At 23.7% G+C, this 19882-nt stretch carries 17 protein-coding genes; 3 read left to right on the plus strand and 14 right to left on the minus strand.

Features of this window, described 5'->3' with window-relative positions; all coding sequences use genetic code 4:
- Positions 1-2: 2 nt before the first annotated feature.
- Positions 3-893 carry a carboxylating nicotinate-nucleotide diphosphorylase gene (gene nadC, locus AAGD61_RS01445; protein WP_341765252.1) on the minus strand — a complete coding sequence of 297 codons (891 nt, stop codon included), beginning with the start codon at positions 891-893 and terminating at the stop codon, positions 3-5.
- Between the two features lie 340 nt (positions 894-1233).
- On the opposite strand from nadC, the gene coaE reads away from it, so the two are divergent.
- On the plus strand, positions 1234-1830 hold the full coding sequence (gene coaE, locus AAGD61_RS01450; protein WP_341765253.1) for a dephospho-CoA kinase: 597 nt from the start codon (positions 1234-1236) through the stop codon (positions 1828-1830).
- A 165-nt stretch (positions 1831-1995) separates the two neighbouring features.
- Positions 1996-2133, plus strand: coding sequence for a DNA gyrase inhibitor YacG (gene yacG / locus AAGD61_RS01455; protein WP_431307850.1), 138 nt, complete (start codon positions 1996-1998; stop codon positions 2131-2133).
- 25 nt (positions 2134-2158) lie between these two features.
- On the opposite strand, the gene secA is transcribed toward yacG, so the two are convergent.
- Positions 2159-4852, minus strand: coding sequence for a preprotein translocase subunit SecA (gene secA, locus AAGD61_RS01460; RefSeq protein WP_341765254.1), 2694 nt, complete (start codon positions 4850-4852; stop codon positions 2159-2161).
- A gap of 285 nt (positions 4853-5137) precedes the next feature.
- Here secA and AAGD61_RS01465 point away from each other — a divergent pair, with 285 nt between their 5' ends.
- Positions 5138-5656, plus strand: coding sequence for a DUF721 domain-containing protein (locus tag AAGD61_RS01465; protein WP_341765255.1), 519 nt, complete (start codon positions 5138-5140; stop codon positions 5654-5656).
- A gap of 9 nt (positions 5657-5665) precedes the next feature.
- On the opposite strand, the gene lpxC is transcribed toward AAGD61_RS01465, so the two are convergent.
- From lpxC to murE, 12 genes are all read right to left on the minus strand, one after another.
- Complete coding sequence (gene lpxC / locus AAGD61_RS01470; RefSeq protein ID WP_341765256.1) at positions 5666-6574, minus strand: UDP-3-O-acyl-N-acetylglucosamine deacetylase; 909 nt, start codon at positions 6572-6574, stop codon at positions 5666-5668.
- A gap of 66 nt (positions 6575-6640) precedes the next feature.
- Positions 6641-7792: a cell division protein FtsZ gene (gene ftsZ / locus AAGD61_RS01475; protein WP_341765257.1), complete on the minus strand. Its 1152-nt coding sequence runs from the start codon at positions 7790-7792 to the stop codon at positions 6641-6643.
- 56 nt (positions 7793-7848) lie between these two features.
- Positions 7849-9105 (minus strand): cell division protein FtsA, encoded by a 1257-nt coding sequence (ftsA, locus tag AAGD61_RS01480; RefSeq protein ID WP_341765258.1) that lies wholly within the window; start codon positions 9103-9105, stop codon positions 7849-7851.
- Positions 9106-9109: 4 nt separating this feature from the next.
- Positions 9110-9787, minus strand: coding sequence for a cell division protein FtsQ/DivIB (locus AAGD61_RS01485; RefSeq protein WP_341765259.1), 678 nt, complete (start codon positions 9785-9787; stop codon positions 9110-9112).
- A 97-nt stretch (positions 9788-9884) separates the two neighbouring features.
- The gene (locus AAGD61_RS01490; protein ID WP_341765260.1) at positions 9885-10847 is read right to left on the minus strand and encodes a D-alanine--D-alanine ligase; all 963 of its coding nucleotides are present in this window, start codon (positions 10845-10847) and stop codon (positions 9885-9887) included.
- Positions 10848-10857: 10 nt separating this feature from the next.
- Positions 10858-12270 (minus strand): UDP-N-acetylmuramate--L-alanine ligase, encoded by a 1413-nt coding sequence (gene murC / locus AAGD61_RS01495; protein WP_341765261.1) that lies wholly within the window; start codon positions 12268-12270, stop codon positions 10858-10860.
- A gap of 86 nt (positions 12271-12356) precedes the next feature.
- Positions 12357-13436: an undecaprenyldiphospho-muramoylpentapeptide beta-N-acetylglucosaminyltransferase gene (gene murG / locus AAGD61_RS01500; protein WP_341765262.1), complete on the minus strand. Its 1080-nt coding sequence runs from the start codon at positions 13434-13436 to the stop codon at positions 12357-12359.
- Entirely contained in the window at positions 13437-14558 is a 1122-nt protein-coding gene (gene ftsW, locus AAGD61_RS01505; RefSeq protein ID WP_341765263.1) for a cell division protein FtsW, read from the minus strand. It lies immediately after the preceding gene.
- 33 nt (positions 14559-14591) lie between these two features.
- Positions 14592-15914 carry a UDP-N-acetylmuramoyl-L-alanine--D-glutamate ligase gene (gene murD, locus AAGD61_RS01510; RefSeq protein WP_341765264.1) on the minus strand — a complete coding sequence of 441 codons (1323 nt, stop codon included), beginning with the start codon at positions 15912-15914 and terminating at the stop codon, positions 14592-14594.
- On the minus strand, positions 15907-16998 hold the full coding sequence (gene mraY, locus AAGD61_RS01515) for a phospho-N-acetylmuramoyl-pentapeptide-transferase (RefSeq protein ID WP_341765265.1): 1092 nt from the start codon (positions 16996-16998) through the stop codon (positions 15907-15909). Before mraY ends, murD begins: the two co-directional genes overlap by 8 nt.
- Entirely contained in the window at positions 16992-18377 is a 1386-nt protein-coding gene (gene murF, locus AAGD61_RS01520) for a UDP-N-acetylmuramoyl-tripeptide--D-alanyl-D-alanine ligase (protein ID WP_341765297.1), read from the minus strand. The genes mraY and murF overlap by 7 nt, the downstream gene beginning before the upstream one ends.
- Positions 18356-19849 (minus strand): UDP-N-acetylmuramoyl-L-alanyl-D-glutamate--2,6-diaminopimelate ligase, encoded by a 1494-nt coding sequence (gene murE / locus AAGD61_RS01525; RefSeq protein WP_341765266.1) that lies wholly within the window; start codon positions 19847-19849, stop codon positions 18356-18358. Before murE ends, murF begins: the two co-directional genes overlap by 22 nt.
- Positions 19850-19882 lie beyond the last annotated feature (33 nt).

A 19882-nucleotide genomic window follows, 5' to 3' on the forward strand; every position in this document is an offset into this window, starting at 1 on the left:
TTTTAATTAAAAAGCATTGATAAATCAATTGCTTTAATGTTTTTAGTTAAAGCCCCGGTAGAAATAAAATCAACTCCTATTTTTGCTATTTCTTTTATATTTTTAATTGTTATATTTCCAGAAGCTTCTAAGAATGCTTTACCATTAGTTATATCAACAGCTTTTTTTATCATTATTGATGAAAAATTATCTAACATAATAAATTTTATATCTAAATTTATAGCTTGTAATAATTCTTCTAAATTTTTTACTTCTATTTCGATATGAATGTTATTATTAAAATTTTTAACATGTTTTATAATTTTTTCAATTGAACCAGCTAAAAAAATATGATTTTCTTTTATTAAATATAAATCTGTTAATCCAAATCTATGATTAAAACCGCCGCCAATTAAAACTGCATATTTTGATGCTGTTCTTAATCCTGGAATAGTTTTTCGTGTATCTAATAATTTTGTTTTTGTTCCTTCAAGTTGTTTTACATATTTTGCTGTAATTGTTGAAATAGATGAAAGAGTTTGTATAAAGTTTAAAGAAGTACGTTCTCCTGCTAATAAAATATGAGAATCTCCGATCATATTACAAATAGTTTGATTTTTATCAAGGAAATCACCATCTTCTACAAACCAATTAATTTTAACTTTATTACCAAGTTGAAAAAAAACTTCATCAACCCATTTTTTTCCGCAAAAAATGCAAGATTCTCTTGTGATTATTTTAGCAGTTATTTTTAAATTTTTATTAATTAATTGACTAGTAATATCTTGTTTATAGTTAATTATATAATTTAAATCTTCTTTTAAACTTATACTAACTATAGTTGGGATATCAGTTATTAGTTTTTTAAGTAGATTTTCTTTTGTTTGTAGTGTATTTATTTTTTTTATACACATTTTAATAAAACCTCATTAAATATATTTAATTTATTAAAAGTAAAATATTACTTTTAGATATAATATATTTATCAAATAAATATAAACAAATTATATATTTTTTCAATAAATATTATAATTTAGTTAATATTTTTCTATGTTTTTATTTTTTTATTATGTTTAATATGTTATTTTATTTAATAGATTATTCATTTTTTTAGATATTTTACAAAATATATTAAAACAATTGTATACTATATATAAAATTTATAAATATATATTTATTTTAATTAAATTTTATATAATTATTTCTTAAATATTAAATATTTTATAGTGTATTCTAATTTTTTAAAATAAAATTATGGCATATGTAATCGCATTAACAGGTGGTATTGGAAGTGGTAAAACTACAATATCGAACGAATTTTTCAAACTTGGCGTTCCAATAATTGATGCTGATATAATATCTCGTAAAATTATTGAATCAAATACTATAGTATATAAACGTATAATACATCATTTTGGTAAAGATATTGTAAACAATAAAAATTGTATTGATAGAAATAAATTAAGAAAAATTATCTTTTCTAATATAAGAGAAAAAAAATGGCTTGAATCACAATTGTTTAATTTAATTCAAAAAGAAACAGAAAAACAAATACAAAAAATAAAATATTCATATGTTTTATGGGTTGTTCCTTTGTTAATTGAAAAAAATATTTTTAATATTGCTAATCGAATTCTTGTTGTTGATGCTACAAAAAATGAACAAATTTCACGAGTAATTAAAAGAGATAAAATAACTAAAAAAGATGTAAATAATATATTAAAAACACAAGTAAATAGAAAGAAACGTATATATCATGCTGATGATATAATTACTAATCATACAAATGATGGAAATCTTAAAAATAAAGTTAAAATACTTCATGAAAAATATTTAAAATTAAAAATGTAATATTTTTAATTATTTTTAATACTAAAATATTTTAAAAAAATTATTTAAATAAATATATTTTTAGTTATTTAACAATTTAAATATAATTTAAATTTATCTTAAAAAAATATTTAAAAAATATTTGTATTTTATAAATTAATTAATATTAATATACTAGGTTATAATATGAATAATTATATAAATGTTAATTGTCCTATTTGTAAAAAAAATGTTATTTGGAATAAAAATAGTTTATTTAGACCATTTTGTAGTAACCGTTGTAAATTAATTGATTTGGTTGGATGGATAACTGAAAAAAAATAGTTAAAAAAATTGAAAAATAAAATAACTAAATTGATCGACCATGACAATGTTTATATTTTTTACCGGAATTACATGGGCATATTTCATTTCTACTAATTTTATTTTTTTTATTTATTTTTTTTGTTTTAGAATTATTTAATGAAAATGTTAAATTTGATTGTTGTTTTTTTATTAAAAATTTTATATTTTTAAAATGTTCTAATTCTTTTATATTTTTAAAAAAATTAAATTCTGTTTTAAATAATGTGCTAACAACATCATATTTTAATGATTCAAGCATGTTTTCAAACATATTAAAAGATTCTCGTTTATATTCTTGTTTAGGATCTTTTTGTGCATATCCTCGTAAATGAATTCCTTGACGAAGATAGTCAATTGATGCCAAATGTTCTTTCCATAATAAATCTAATGTTTGTAACATAATATTTTTTTCAAAATCACGCATTATTTTAGCACCAATAACTTTTTCTTTATATTCATAAAAATCATTGATTTTTTTTATAATATATTCATGTAGTTTTTCTTTTTTTATAATTGAATTTTTATGTATTAAATTTTTAATTGATAATTTTATATTAAAATCATCAATTAAACGCTTTTCTAATGCGTTAATATCCCATGATTCTTTTGCAGATTGATGTGGAATATAACAATTTATTATTTTAGTAAATATATTTTCATAAATATTATTAATTGTTTCTTTTATATCATTTCCATTAAGTAATTCATTACGTTGTTTATAGATAACACGTCTTTGATCGTTTGAAACATCATCGTATTCAAGTAATTGTTTTCGAATATCAAAATTACGATTTTCAACTTTTCTTTGAGCATTTTCTATTGCTTTAGTAACCCAACGATGTTCTATTGCTTCTCCTTGTTTCATACCTAATTTTTTCATGATTGAGGTAATACGATTAGAAGCAAAAATTCTCATTAAAGAATCTTCTAATGATAAATAGAATCTAGATGACCCAGGATCACCTTGTCTTCCTGATCTACCACGTAATTGATTATCAATTCGTCTAGATTCGTGTCGTTCTGTACCTATTACATGTAAACCGCCAGATGAAATTACGTTTTTATGACGGATTTCCCATTGTTTTTTTATTTGTAAAATTTGTTTTTGCGTAGGTTTTTCTATTGCATCAATTTCATTTTGCCAATTTCCACCTAATATTATATCTGTACCTCTACCAGCCATATTTGTTGCTATAGTTACAACTCCTGCTTGACCTGCATTAGCAATTATATCAGCTTCCGTTGCATGAAATTTTGCGTTTAAAACATTATGTAAAATTTTTTCTTTTTTTAATGCATTAGAAATTAGTTCTGATTTTTCAATTGAAATTGTACCAACTAAAACTGGCTGGTTATTTGATATTCTTTTTTTTATATCATTAATAATTGATGAAATTTTCTCTTTTTCTGTCATATAAACTAAATCAGGTAAATCATTTCTAATCATTGGTTTATTAGTTGGAATTACTATTGTATCAAGTTTATAAATTGAACTAAATTCAAATGCTTCTGTATCAGCAGTTCCAGTCATTCCAGCTAATTTTTTATATAAACGAAAATAATTTTGAAATGTAATAGAAGCTAATGTTTGATTTTCATTTTGAATATCAACATGTTCTTTAGCTTCTATAGCTTGATGTAATCCATCTGACCAACGTCTACCTTCCATTGTACGTCCAGTATGTTCATCTACAATAATTATTTGTTTATTTTTTACAATATAATCAACATTAACAGTAAATAATGTATGTGCACGTAACCCTGCCATTACATGATGCATTAAAATAATGTTTGATGAAGAATATAATGATTCTCCTTCTTTCATTAGTTTTTCTTTTATTAATAAATTTTCAATAAGAATAAGTCCACGTTCAGTTAGTGTAATTTGACGTAATTTTTCATCAATAGAAAAATGTCCTTTTCCTTGAAAAAAATCAGAATCTTCTTTTTCTTGACGTTTTAAATAAGGAATTATTTTATCTATTTTTATATATAATTCTGAAGTGTCTTCAGTAGGTCCAGAAATAATTAATGGTGTACGTGCTTCATCAATAAGTATTGAATCAACTTCATCTATTAATGCATAATTTAAATTACGTTGCACACGTTCTTTGGAATCAAAAACCATATTATCACGTAAATAATCAAAACCGAATTCGTTATTTGTTCCATATGTAATATCTGCTGCATATGCTTTACGTTTTTCTGTTTGAGACATACCTGGCAGAGTAACTCCTACCGTTAATCCTAAAAATTCAAATAATTTTCTATTATTTTTAGCATCTCGTTTTGCTAAATAATCATTTACAGTTACAATATGAACTCCTTTTCTACTTAATGCATTAATATATGCTGGTAATGTTGAAGTTAATGTTTTTCCTTCTCCTGTACGCATTTCAGCTATACAACCTTCATTTAATACCATTCCACCAATTAATTGTACATCAAAATGACGCATTCCAAAAACACGTTTACTTACTTCCCTGACTGTTGTAAATACTTCAGGTATAAATTTTTCAATGTTTTCACCTTTATCTATAAGATTACGGAAGTAATTTGTCTTTGATTTTAGTTCATAATCAGATAATTTTTCAAAATCTAATTCAAATTTATTTATTTTTTCAACTTCTTTAAATAATCTATCTATGATACGTTCATTACGACTACCAAAAATTTTTGTTAATATTTTTGTAAGCATATTTTAATCCAAAACTAAATTAAATATTAATTTTTATAAATTATACAATTAGATTTCATTATGTTAATATATTTATGTTTTTTAATTTTTAAAAAAAATTATTTTTTATAAAAAAATTAAAAAATTAAAAAATTAAAAAATTTTTAATAAATATATCATAAATTAATTAATACTTTTAAGGTTTATTTGTATAATAAATAAAAAAATAAAATTATTATTAATTTATATATTAAAAATAATTTTTAAATATATAATAAAATAATAAAATTATTAACATATAAAAAAATGAAAAACAATCATCCATATGTTTTTTTAGACTTTTTTAAAAAACATGTAAAAGATTCAAATATATTACAATATATTCAGCGTAATGTTAAAATTATTATCAAATTAAATAATATTTTAAATGAATTTTTTCCTACTGAAATGAAGTCGTTTTATCGTGTTGCGAATTATCGTAATAATACTATATTTATTGAAGTGTCAAATGCTAATCTATTAACTAGATTTAATTATGAAAAAAGAAAAATATTTTTTAAATTAAAAAAAAACATTCTACCAACTTTATCATTGATTATAATTAAAATAAATCCTAATTTAGTTCAAAAAAATAAACAAAATTATCTTAATAATAATCAAAATATTTTTTTTAATCGAAAAATAGAAAAATATAGAAGACAAATTAGTAAAAAAACAGCAAATGAACTTTTAATATTATCTCAAAAAAGTTCTGAAAAATTAAAAAAAAGTTTAGAAAAATTAGCTTCGCATAGTATGGATAAAATATTTTTTAAAAAAAATTAAATAATTTTTTTATTTATCGTAAAATTTAAATGATATAGGTAATTCAGATTCATTTTCAAATGTAACTAAATCCCAAGCTGATTCGTTATTAAGAATTGTTTTTAATAATTTATTATTTAAATAATGACCTGATTTATAAGCAGAAAAAGCTCCGATAATATTATGCCCGCATACAAATAAATCACCAATAGCATCAAGTATTTTATGACGAACTAATTCATCTTTGAAACGTAATCCATCTTTGTTTAGAATTTTATAATCATCAATAACTATTGCACAATCAAAACTGCCTCCTAAACATAATCCTTTTGATTTTAAAATTTCAATATCTCGCATAAAACAAAAAGTTCGTGCACTACTAATTTGATTAATAAAAGATTTTGTTGAAAAATCAATTTTATAACGTTGTGTTTCAATGTTAATTAATGGATGGTTAAAATCAATAGTAAAATCTAAGCTAAAACCATTATAAGGTTTTATTTCTGCCCATTTATCACCATCTTCTACACGAACTAATTCTTTTATAAGTAAAAATTTTTTTGCACTATTTAATTCTTTTATCCCACTAGAAAGTAATAAGAAAATAAATGGTTCTGCACTGCCATCCATAATAGGAATTTCTGGTGAATTAATTTCAACAATAACATTATCAATACCTAATCCAACTAAGGCAGCATTTAAATGTTCAACAGTTGACACGCATATATTATCTCTATTAGATAAACAAGTACATAGCATAGTATTAGATACCGATTTTACATCAGTTTGAAAGTTAACTATAGGAACAACGTCAGTACGACGGTAAATTATTTTTGTATTTTCTAGTGCAGGATACAATGTCAATGTTACTTTTTTTCCTGTATGTAACCCGATTCCAGTAGTTTTAATTATACGTTTTACTGTTTTTTGTTTGATCATTATGTTATCTCATTTTATTAAAATTTATTAATTATGATCAAGTTTAATTAATAAATATTTTATTAATTAATCAATTTGTTTTCGTAAAAAAGTAGGAATATCTAGATAATCTGGTTCTTTGTTTATTTGTTGTTCATTAATATTTTTAGATATTTTTTTTTCTTCTATTGATTTTGATATATTGTTTTGTATTTGTTGGTAACGTTGTTTTATAGATGTTTTTGAAGAAATTTTATTATTAATTAAAGTTATTTCTGAATGTTTATCCATTCCGATCCCAGTAGCAACAACTGTTACTCGTAATTCTTCGTTCATTTCTGGATCAAGAGAAGTACCAATTACTACAGTTGCATTATCTGATGCGAACGCACGTATTGTATTTCCAACAGTTTCAAATTCATCTAAACGTAAATCAAACCCAGCTGTTATATTTACTAAAACACCACGTGCACCAGATAAATCAATATCTTCAAGTAACGGACTAGAAATAGCCATTTCTGCAGCTTCTTCAGCTCTATCTTCGTTTTTTGCAACACCAGAACCCATCATTGCGTAACCCATTTCTGACATAACTGTACGAACATCAGCAAAATCTACATTCATTAATCCAGGTCTAGTAATTAATTCAGCGATTCCTTGTACAGCTCCTTTAAGAATGTTGTTTACTGCTCCGAAAGCATCTAGTAAAGAAATACCTTTTCCTAAAACTTTTAATAGTTTATCATTTGGTATTGTTATTAATGAATCGACATGTTTAGATAATTCTGTAATACCAACTTCTGCAAAAGCCATTCGTTTTTTACCTTCGAAATTAAAAGGTTTAGTTACAACTGCAACTGTTAGAATTCCTAATTCTTTAGCAATTTCAGCTACAACTGGCGCTGCACCAGTACCAGTACCGCCACCCATCCCAGCTGCGATAAAAACCATATCTGCTCCATTTAGTGTATTATATAAGATTTCACGATCTTCTTCGGCAGCATTTCGTCCAACTTCTGGATTTGCACCAGCACCCAAACCTTTTGTTATATTTGCACCTATTTGAATTGTTTGTCCTATTGTAGTTTTGCGCAATGCTTGAGCATCTGTGTTAATAGCAAAAAACTCTATACCTTCTATATGTTCACGTACCATATGTTCAACTGCATTCCCACCGCCACCGCCAACACCTATAACTTTAATTATTGCATCTTTTGTTAACTCCATTGGTTCAAACATAATATTTCTCCGTTTTACTTGCTATTTAAAAAATTTATAATATACTTAATAAAAAATTAAAATTCTTTTTTAAACCAATTAAGTATTTTTGTAAATTTATTATTAATTGATGTTTTTTTTTCTAATTCAAAAATATTATTAAGATGAGTTTCTTTACCATAATGTAACAGCCCTACTGATGTAGAAAAATATGGTTTTTGTACATAGTCGGTCAATCCTGTAATATTAATTGGAATCCCGATTCTAACTTGAGTATTAAAAACTTTTTGTGCACATTCAATTATACCATCAATTTGCACAGCACCACCAGTTAATACTATACCAGCAGCTAAATGATGTTTTATAGATTCTTGTTTTAATCGTTCTTGCAGATTCAAAATTTCTTCGTTTATTAAATAAAATAATTCTATATAACGTGGTTCAATAACTTCTGCTAAAGTTTGTCGTTTAACTTTTCTTATAGGTCTACCACCAACGCTTGCTATTTCTATCATTTCATCTTTATTTATAATAGAAGCAAATGCACACCCATGTCGTATTTTTATTGCTTCAGCATCTGCTGGAGGAGAACCAAAAGCATATGCAATATCACTAGTAACTACATTGCCTGCATATGGTATAACTTTGGTATGTCGTAAAGCACCTCCAGTATAAATTGCTAAGTCCATTGTACCACCGCCAATATCAACAACACATATACCTAATTCTCGTTCATCTTCGGTTAATACACTATAACTTGATGCTAAACCTGAAAAAATAAGTTGATCTACTTTTAAACCACATCGATCAACAACTTTAATAATATTTTTTGCTGTATCGTTATGACAAACAATTAAATGTACTTTAGCTTGCATTCTGATACCTGATAACCCCAGTGGGTTTTTTATTCCTTCTTGATAATCAATTGCAAATTCTTGTGGTATAACATGCAAAATTTTATATTCGTCACATATTTTTACAGATTTTGCTGTATGAATGACACTATCTATGTCTTCTTGTGTAACTTCTTCTTCTGAAATAGGAACTATTCCTATTTCATTTTGACAATTAATATGTTTACCAGATAAAGCAAGATAAACTGAAGAGATTTGACAATTAGCCATTATCTCAGCTTGTTCAATAGCTCTTTGTACACATTTTATAACAGATTCAAGATTATTTACGCCTCCTTTATCCATTCCATTAGACGGACAATTACCGACTCCTATGATATTTATCATATTATCTGATAAAATTTCTCCAACAAGAGTTGATACTTTAGAAGTTCCAATTTCAAGTCCTACTACTAATTTATTAACTGTTATTTTTGACATTTATCTATACTCAACTAAAATTTATATTTATATTTTTATTAAAACTTGATGATTCAGACCATATAAAACGCCATCCTACAGAAACCCCATTAGGATAACGAAGATCGATATAGTCTACTTGTTTGTCTTTTATTTTTTGTAATAAAGGATAAATTTCAAAAAATCTATTTAAACGTTCTGATAAATTGTTTTTACCTAATTCTATTCTAATATTATTGTTTAAAACAATTTGCCATGCATATCTCGATGATATTGTAAATGATTTTAATTTTAAATTATGTTTTAAAAAAATTTTAGATAAAAAATTATATTTTAATAAAACATTTTTTTGAGTTCCAATTGGACCATAAAGTAAAACATAATTTTCTTTATTAGTTTTAATATTTGGTATTTTAAATATTTGTCCATTTTCGTCTATCATATTTTGATTATTCCATTTAGCAAATGGAACATATTCAATAATATTAATTTTTAATTTATTAGGCCATTCTTTTCGTACTGTTGTTTGTTTTATCCATGGAATTAAAACAATTTTATCTTTAATATTATTAAGATTTATATTCATAAAGGTTTTTTGATGTTTTAATGATAAAACTATTTTTTTTATATCATCATTTTTTGTATAATGAAAATTACCAGTTAATAATAATTTTGATATAATAAGACAATTTATATCTTTCATTAATATTTTATATACACAAGTAAAAAAACAAAAAGTTATTAATATTAAAAAACTATAAAATATTCCACATAAAATTTTATAAAAATTTTTTTTGTTTTTATTTCGAGATTTTCGGTTTATTAAATCTTGGTGTAGCATGTAAAGTAGCCAGTTTTAAAATATATAAAACTAATTGAGAAAAACTTAAACCAGCTTGACGAGCAGCTATTGGTACTAAACTATGATTTGTCATTCCTGGTGAAGTATTTATTTCCAATAAATAAAATTCTTCATTATCGTCTTGTAATATATCTATTCTGGCACAACCAGAACAACCTATAGTTTTATAGGCATTCATTGCAAGATTTGTTAATTTTTTATCTAATATTTCTGTTAAACCACTAGGACAAAAATATTTAGTTTTATTACTTTTATATTTTGCATTATAATCAAAAAAATTATTTTGTGTTTCAATACGAATTGAAGGTAAAATAATATCATTTAATATTGCAACAGTATATTCAGGACCACATAACCATTTTTCAATTAATAATGTATTATCAAAATAAAAAGCTTTTTCAAAAGTTGGGATTAATGAATTCATATTATTTATTTTAATTGCTCCTATACTTGAACCTCCAGTATTTGGTTTTATGACTATTGGTAAACCTATAAAATTTATATGTTCAAAAAATTTTGTTAAAGGTATTGTTTTATATTCATTTTTTGTTATAACAAAAAATGGAGCTGTATTAAGCCCAGCACCTTTCCATATTTGTTTACATTTTAATTTATTCATACCAATAGCTGATGATATAACATTGCTTCCTGTATAAGGAATTTTAAGAATTTCTAACATTCCTTGAATTGTGCCATCTTCACCTTCTTTTCCATGAAGAGCAATAAATACTTTATTAAAACCTTTGCGTTTAAGGGTTATTAAAGGAAAATATTTAGTATCAATAGGATATGCATTTATTCCTATTTCATGAAGAGTTTTTAATATTGAATTACCTGATTTAATTGATATTTTACGTTCTGCAGATGTTCCTCCAAATAAAACAGCAATTTTTTCTATCATATTAATATTCCTAATTAATTGATGTATATAATTTAGTTTTTAATAAAATTTTAACTATTTTATCAATATCCCCGGCTCCTTGAATTATTATTAAATCATTTTCTTTAATAATTTTTGATAAAAAACAAGGAATTTGTTTAGGATTTGATATATAGATAGGATCTATTTGCTTACGATTACGAATTGTTTTACATAAAGATGAACTATCAATACCTTGAATTTGTTTTTCACCTGCAGAATAAATATCTAGTATTAATAACACATCTACATGTTCTAATACATTAACAAAATTATCATATAAATCACGAGTTCTTGTATATCTATGAGGTTGAAAAATCATTATAATACGTTTATTAGGCCATGATGTTCTTGCTGTTGTAATTGTTGCTTTTATTTCGGTTGGATGATGACCATAATCATCTAATAAAGTTATCTCTTTTTTTTTATTATTTATATTATTTATTAAGTAATATTTAAAAAAATCAAAACGACGTTTTGTTCCACAAAATTTTATTAATGAAGATAAAATATGATTATCATTAATTCCATCTTCTATTGCAACAGCAATAGCCGCTGTTGCATTTAACGCATTATGTACACCTGGAATATTTAAAACAATGGTTAGTTCTGGTAAGTTTTTTCGTTTGATAGAAAAAAAACATTGTTTTTCTTTTTGTTTATATTTAATTATACGTAAATCTGCATCACAACTAAATCCATAAGTAATTACATATCTATTGATTTTTGGTAATATTTTTCTGATTATTGGATCATCAATACACATTATTACACGTCCATAAAATGGTAAATTATGTAAAAAATTAATAAACGTATTAATTAATTTATTGAAATTTCCATGGTATGTATCCATATGATCTGATTCAATATTAGTAACTACTGCAACTAATGGTCTTAAATGTAATAATGATGCGTCACTTTCATCTGCTTCAGTAATAAAATAATTACTATTTCCAAGACGAGCATAAATTTCTTCTGTTTTTGTTAAACAACCATTAATAAATGTTGGATCTAAATTAGCTTGCATATAAATTTCTGAAATCATTGCTGTTGTTGTGCTTTTTCCATGAGTTCCTGCAATAGCTATACCATGGCGATAACGCATTAATTCGTTTAACATTTCCGCTCTAGAAATTAAAGGAATTCCTAATTTTTTTGCGTTTTTTATTTCTGGATTATTATTTAAAATAGCAGCAGAAAAAACAACTGCATTAGCATTTTTTATATTTTCAGCATTATGTTTAAAATAAATAGTAGCTCCTAATTTAATTAATGTTTTAGTAACTGCATTTTTTATTAAATCAGACCCACTTATATCATATCCTTCATTTAATAAAATTTTAGCAATACCACCCATACCTACTCCACCTATTCCGATAAAATGGATATGTTTTATTTTTTTCATTTTTTTATTATTATTTTTTTGATTTTTATTATTTGTTTTTATATTTATTTTATTATTTATAATTTTATATAAAAATAAATAAATATTTATATAATTTGTTTATTAGCTATTTTGCAAATTATTTTTGAAATATTATTTGTAGCATTATTAATTGCACAATTATGAGCATTTTTTGCCATTAATAATAATTTTTTTCTATCTAATATATTTAATAATTTTGCAACAGCATCAGATGTGAATAATTGTTGATGCAAAATTTTTGCTGCTCCAGCTTTTTCTAAAGGTATAGCATTCCAATATTGTTGATGATCTTTATGTGGATATGGGATAAAAATAGCAGGTAACCCAACAGACGCAATTTCACTAACAGTTAATGCTCCAGATCTACAAATAACAATATCTGCTCAAGCATAAGCTTGATCTATATTTTCAATAAATTCAATAATTTTATATTTAAAATTATTAGAATTTTGATTTTTATACAAAATTTTCGTTTTTTCTTTATTTCCTTTTCCAGATTGATGTAAAATAATTAATTGTTTTTTTATTTTTGAAACAATTGTTGGAATAGTTTGATTTAAAATATCAGCACCTTGACTGCCACCTAAAACTAATATTCGTATTGCACCATTTCTTTTTAACATTCTTTCTTCAGGTGAAGGTATATTTAAAATTTCTTTACGAATAGGATTACCAACTACATGAGCATTTTTAAACGCTCCTGGTGATGCTTGCAATATATTTTTAGTTATATATGATAAAATTTTATTTGTTAAACCAGCTATTCCATTTTGTTCATGTAAAATTATAGGTATACCGCATTGCCATGCTGCAATAATACCAGGTCCTGATACATATCCACCCATACCTAATGCTATATTTGGTTTATATTGTTTTATAATTTTTTTTGCTTGTTGTATTGCTTTATAAATATTTCAAGGGAATTTAATTATAACTTTAAAAGTTTTATTTCTAAAACTTGATATATTAATAAAGTCAATATTAATACCATTTTTTGGTACTAATACAGATTCTATATGATCAGATGTTCCTAACCAATGAATTTTCCAATTTTTACTTTTTAAATGATGTGCTATAGATAAACCTGGAAATACATGCCCGCCACTACCACCAGCTATAATTAATAATTTTTTTGTTTGATTCATTTATAAATCCTTATAAATTATTGTTTTTTTAAGACGCGTTTCAAAATCAATTCGCAATAATAAAGACATTGTTATAAGCATAATCAAAAAACTAGATCCACCATAACTTATTAAAGGTAATGTTAATCCTTTCGTAGGTAAAATACCTGATGTTGCACCTATATTTATAAGTGATTGAAAAATAAACCAAATAGCAATAGAATATGCAAAATAACCATTAAATGTTTTTTTTAACATTAATGCATTTTTACCAATTATCATTGCTTTAAATGATAAAACGAATAACATTATTAAAATTAATAATACACCTAAAAAACCTAATTCTTCAGCTAAAACTGAAAATATAAAATCTGTATGCGCTTCAGGTAAATATTCTAATTTTTGAATAGAATTACCTAATCCTTGACCAAATAATTTACCACGACCAAAAGCCATTAATGATTGCGTTAATTGGTATCCAGTATTGAATGGATCTTTCCATGGATTTAAAAAAGATATTATACGATTCCAACGATATGGTTCAAACAAAATTAATAAAAATATACCAAATATAATAATTGATATACTAATAATTAATGGACATAACTGTACTCCAGCTAAAAATAATAATCCAAGAGTTGTTACAACTAATATAATTACTGTTCCTAAATCAGGTTGTATAAATAAAAGTGTTGATGTTATTATTAAAATAAATATAGATTTTATAAAACAAAATAATTTTGTATTAATTTCATTTGATTTACGATTTAAATAACTCGAAAAATAACAAAACAATGTAAGTTTTGAAAATTCAGCGGGTTGAATTTTTATTATTCCTATATCAATTCAACGTGCTGCACCATTTATAGATTCACCTACAAATAATACAAAAATTAACATTATTAAAGAAAATATAAAAAAAATAGAACTATATTTTTCCCATATAATCATTGGTATTTGTATTATAATTAATGAAAATAATAAAGAAAATATAATATATAAAATATCACGTTTAATAAAATAAAATGGATCTTCCATTAAACGTTGTCCAATAGGTATTGATGCAGAAAATACCATTATAAAACCGATTGTAATTAAACCAAATATTATCCATAATAATATTCGATCGTATAAAATTTGCATTAAATCTACCAAAATTTATCTAATAATTAGCAATTAACCTAATCTTTTAGCTAATTTAGTAAAAACGTCACCACGATGTTCAAAATTTTTAAATTGATCTAAACTTGAACATGCTGGTGATAATAATACAGTATCACCTTTTTTTAATTTTAAGGATAATAAATATAAACTTTCGTTCATTGTTTTAGTTATAATAGATTTATTAGGTGATATTTTTGATAATTTTTTTCTATCGTATCCAAAACAATATATTTGAAAATTATCATTTATATATTTTTTTAATGGTGAAAAATCTGCGGATTTACCGTCGCCTCCTAATAATAAATAAACATTACCACTTGTTTTTAAACTTTTTAATGCGGCTTCAGTGCTAGCTACGTTTGTTGATTTAGAATCATTAATCCAATAAACTCCTTTATTAAATAAAACTAATTGAAAACGATGTTTTAATCCTGAATATTTTTTTAATGTTTGTAAACTTATATTACGTGGAATATTTATTGTATCCGCTAAAGCAAGAGCTGATAATGCATTAAGATAATTATGTTGACCAATAATATTCATTTCATTAACATCTAACACAGTTTTGTTATTTACTTTTAAAACACATTGTTTTGTATCAAATAAATAATTACCATTATCCAAACCAAAACTTATACATTCTTTTATTAAACGTTTTTTTGGAAAAGTTAAAAAATCTTGAATATTTATAATGCAATTTTTTGCATTATTGTATATTTTTAGTTTTGTTTTATAATATTTTTTAAAATTTAAAGAATATCTATCCATATGGTCTTCACATACATTAAGTATAGTGGCAGAAAAAGCTTTCAAACTATATGTTCTTTCAAGTTGAAAACTAGAAAGTTCTAAAACATATATATCGTATCCTAAATTAAGCAATGATAAAGCAGGAATTCCAATATTTCCACCGATACCTACTGAAATCTTTGCAGATTTTATTATTTCTCCAACAAGTGAAGTTACTGTACTTTTACCATTTGTACCAGTTATAGCAATAATTGGTTTATTAGTTTCTCTGCAAAATAATTCGATATCACTAATAATTTCAATGTTATTTTTTAATATTTCTTGTGATTCAAGTTCTGTTATTTTAATACCTGGGCTTATGATAATTAATTTTGTGTTTTTTAATAATGTTTTATTTAACTTACCAATATGTAATTTTACATTTTTTGGTAGTTCGTTTAAATATTTTGGTATATAATTATTATCAACAACAATAGGAGTTATACCTTTTTTTAAAAAATATTTGACACAAGATAACCCTGTTATTCCTAAACCTAAAATAATTATGTTTTTGTTTTTATATTGTGTTTTTTTACATTTAATCATATCAACGTATTTTTAAAATAAGTAATCCTATAAATACCAATATTAATGAAACAATCCAAAAACGTGTTGTTATAAATGGTTCTGGTAACCCTTTTAATTCATAATGATGATGAATTGGGGTCATTAAAAAAATTCTCTTTTTACGTATTTTAAAAGAAAAAACTTGTAAAATTACTGATATAGTTTCAATTACAAAAACACCACCCATTATTATTAATAATAACTCTTGTCGTAATAATACAGCAATTGTACCTAACGTCCCACCTAAAGACAAGGAACCAATATCACCCATAAATATTTGTGCTGGGTAACTATTAAACCATAAAAAACCAAGTCCTGAACCAACTATAGCTGTACAAATAATTATTAATTCAATTGCATTAGGTAAAAATGGAATATTTAAATTATTAGCAAAATTTACATTACTTGTTAGCCAAGCAATTAATGCAAAAGCTGCTGATATAAATACTGTTGGCATAATAGCTAAACCATCTAATCCATCTGTTAAATTAACAGCATTACTTGTTCCTACAATTACAAAATATGCAATAAAAATATATAATATTCCTAATTGAGGAGTTGTTTCTTTTAAAAAAGGTATAACTAATTGTGTTGCTTGTGTATTTTTTTCAAAATTATATATAGTAAAAATTACAAGTAATGATGTTAAAGATTGCCAAAAATATTTCCAATATGCATTTAGACCGTTTGAATTTCTTTTTGATATTTTACTATAATCATCTATAAACCCTATAATTCCATGAGTAATGAGTATAAATAATACAAACCAAGTATATATGTTATCTAAAACACCAAATAATAAAATAGAAAAAATAATTGAAAAAAAAACAATTAAACCTCCCATTGTTGGTGTTCCGCGTTTACTAAAATGTGTTTTTGGACCATCATTACGAACTATTTGAGAAATTTGAATTTTTTTTAGATATTTAATTAATGGTTTTCCTATATATAAAGCAATAAAAAATGAACTTAATAAAACAAAAATAATTCTAAATGTTAATGATAAAAAAATATTAAATATAAAAAATTTATTTACTAATAATTTAGCTAAATAAACTAACATTTGAAAAACTCCTTTAATTTATTAACAATTTCTTCCATATGAAAAGATCGTGAACCTTTTATTAAAATAGAAATAGTTTTGTTTTGTTCTATTAATTCTAATAATCTAATTAATATTTTTTTTTTAAAATTAAAATGTTCAGTATTTTTATTAAATGTTTTTATAATTGTACTAAATTTTCCAATACTTAATATTTTATTTATTTCAGAGTTTTTAATAATTAAAGCAATATTTTTATGATATTTATAAGAAAATTTACCAAGTTCAGCAGTATCGCTTATTACTAAAACTTTATAACCAGGCATTGATATTAATACATTAATAGCAGCAAACATTGAACCATTATTAGAATTATAAGAATCATCTAATAATATCTTTGATTTATCTATATAAATTGGATATAATCGTCCTAATATAGGTTTTATTTTTTTTAAACCTTGTTTTATATGATCAAGAGTTGCACCAGCAGCTATTGCTAATGCGCTAGCTGCTAATGCATTAGAAATATTATGTTTTCCAATTAATTGTAAAAAGATATTTGTATCACCTATTGGTGTATGTAATATGAAATTAGTTGTTAATTTTTCAAATTGGATATTGCTAGCATAAAAATTTGTTTTTTGTTTTTTATTTAGTGAAAAATATAATATTGTTTGTTTTGGATGAAATTTCCATTTTTTTGAATAACTATCAAGATTAACAATAACTGAACCAGTTTTATTTGTTATTTTATAAATTTCACCTTTTTCTTTTTTTATATTTTTTATTGATTGAAAACCTTCAATATGAGCATTAAATAAATTATTTACTAATGATATATTTGGTTTTATAATTTTAGTTAGATATTTTATTTCATTTGGTTTGCTCGCACCAATTTCAATTATTGCAAAATTATGTTTTGGTGTTAATTTAAATAAAGTTAAAGGAACTCCAATATCATTATTAAAATTACCAGAAGTATATAATGTATTTCCATATTCTGATAATATTGATCCTAACATTTCTTTTACAGTTGTTTTACCTGAAGATCCTGTTAAACCAATTACACATATTTTGCAATTTTGTCTTATCCATGATGCTATTTGACCCATTGCGATACGTGTATTTTTAACAATAATTTGTGCACAATTAACATCTAATTCTTGTTCTACAAGTAATAATTTTGCACCATTGGCAATAACTTGATCTATGAAGTTATGTGCGTTAAAACGTTTACCTATTAATGCAATAAATAAACAATCTTTTGTAATATTATTGCTATCTATGCTTATAGATTGTATGGTTATTTTTTTTTTAATTTTTTGTTTTATATAGCCTTTTGTTATTCTTGCTAATTGTGATAATGTTATAGGGATTATTATATCACCTCATTTAATAATTTTTTAACTATTAATCTATCTGAATATTCTATTGTTTTTTGATTTATAATTTGAAAATTTTCATGTCCTTTACCTGCTATCATTATTACATCATCAATTGTAGCTTTTGATATTGTATTAGCAATAGCTTCACTTCTATCTAATATAATTGATACTGATTTTGGATTTAAAATTCCTTTTAAAATATCATTTATAATTTTTAATTGATTTTCATTACGAGGATTATCATTTGTAATAATGATTTTATCAGCTAACTTTTCAGCTATAGAACCCATTAGTGATCTTTTAGTTGAATCACGATCACCACCACAACCAAATATACACCATAATTGTTTTTTGCAATATAAACGTGCAGCTATAAGCGCTTTTTCTAAAGCATCAGGCGTATGTGCATAATCAACAATAACAATTGGTTTATTATAATATTTTAAAATTTCCATTCGACCTATAACTGAATGTAATGAATTACTTGCAATAAGTAATTTTTTAAAAGAATAATTTAACATTAATAAACTTGATAAAGCCAATAATAAATTAGTAATATTAAATATTCCTATCAATTTACTTTTTATTACACCATTTCCTCAAGAAGAATTTAATTTTATCAAAAATTCATAATTAAAATATTTAATTTTTGTTGCTTTTAACCAATAACCATCCCAATTATTTGGAATACAATTTTTAATTGTTACTAAACAAGATTTTGGCAATAACTTTGACCATTTTAATCCTATTTTATCATCAATATTTATAATTTGATTTTTTGTTTTAATATTAGAAAATAATAACCATTTAGCTGCTTCATAATTTTTCATATTATGGTGAAAATCAAGATGATCATGGGTTAAATTAGTAAATATAGCAGAATCAAAATTAAGTGATGATACTCTATTTTGTACTAATCCATGTGAAGATACTTCAATAGCAGTTAATGATGCATTTTTTTTTAATAAATACATAAGTTCTAATTGAATATCTACAGCAGAATTTGTTGTATAACCAGAATAAATTAATTTATCTCCATAGATACCATACCCATTAGTTCCTATTACAGCACTTTTTTCTCCAATTATTTTTGCTAATTGTGCAATTAAATAAGAAACAGTAGTTTTACCATTTGTTCCAGTTATTCCGATTAGTTTCATTTTTGATGATGGAAAATTATAAAATATGTTAGCAATTAATGATATTTTACAATTTAAATTATTTAGATAAATAATAGGTATGTTATTTTTAAAATAAATTTTACCTTTTTCTAATTCGTTTTGTGTATCTGCAATAATAGCCGATGCACCTTGTGAAATTGCTTGAGTAATATAATTTTTACCATCTAGTTTTTGTCCTTTTATAGCAATAAATAAATCTCCTGCACAAACTTTTCTACTATCTATTTTTATATTTTTTAAAAAAATATTTTGTGGAGCTTTTATTCCAAAAGGTAAAAGAATATGGTAAAGATTATTATTAGTCACTTGCAACCTCTTTTTTTATAATTTTATTTTGTA

The organism is Candidatus Providencia siddallii, from assembly GCF_964026685.1.
Classification (GTDB): Bacteria; Pseudomonadota; Gammaproteobacteria; order Enterobacterales; family Enterobacteriaceae; genus Providencia_A; species Providencia_A siddallii_A.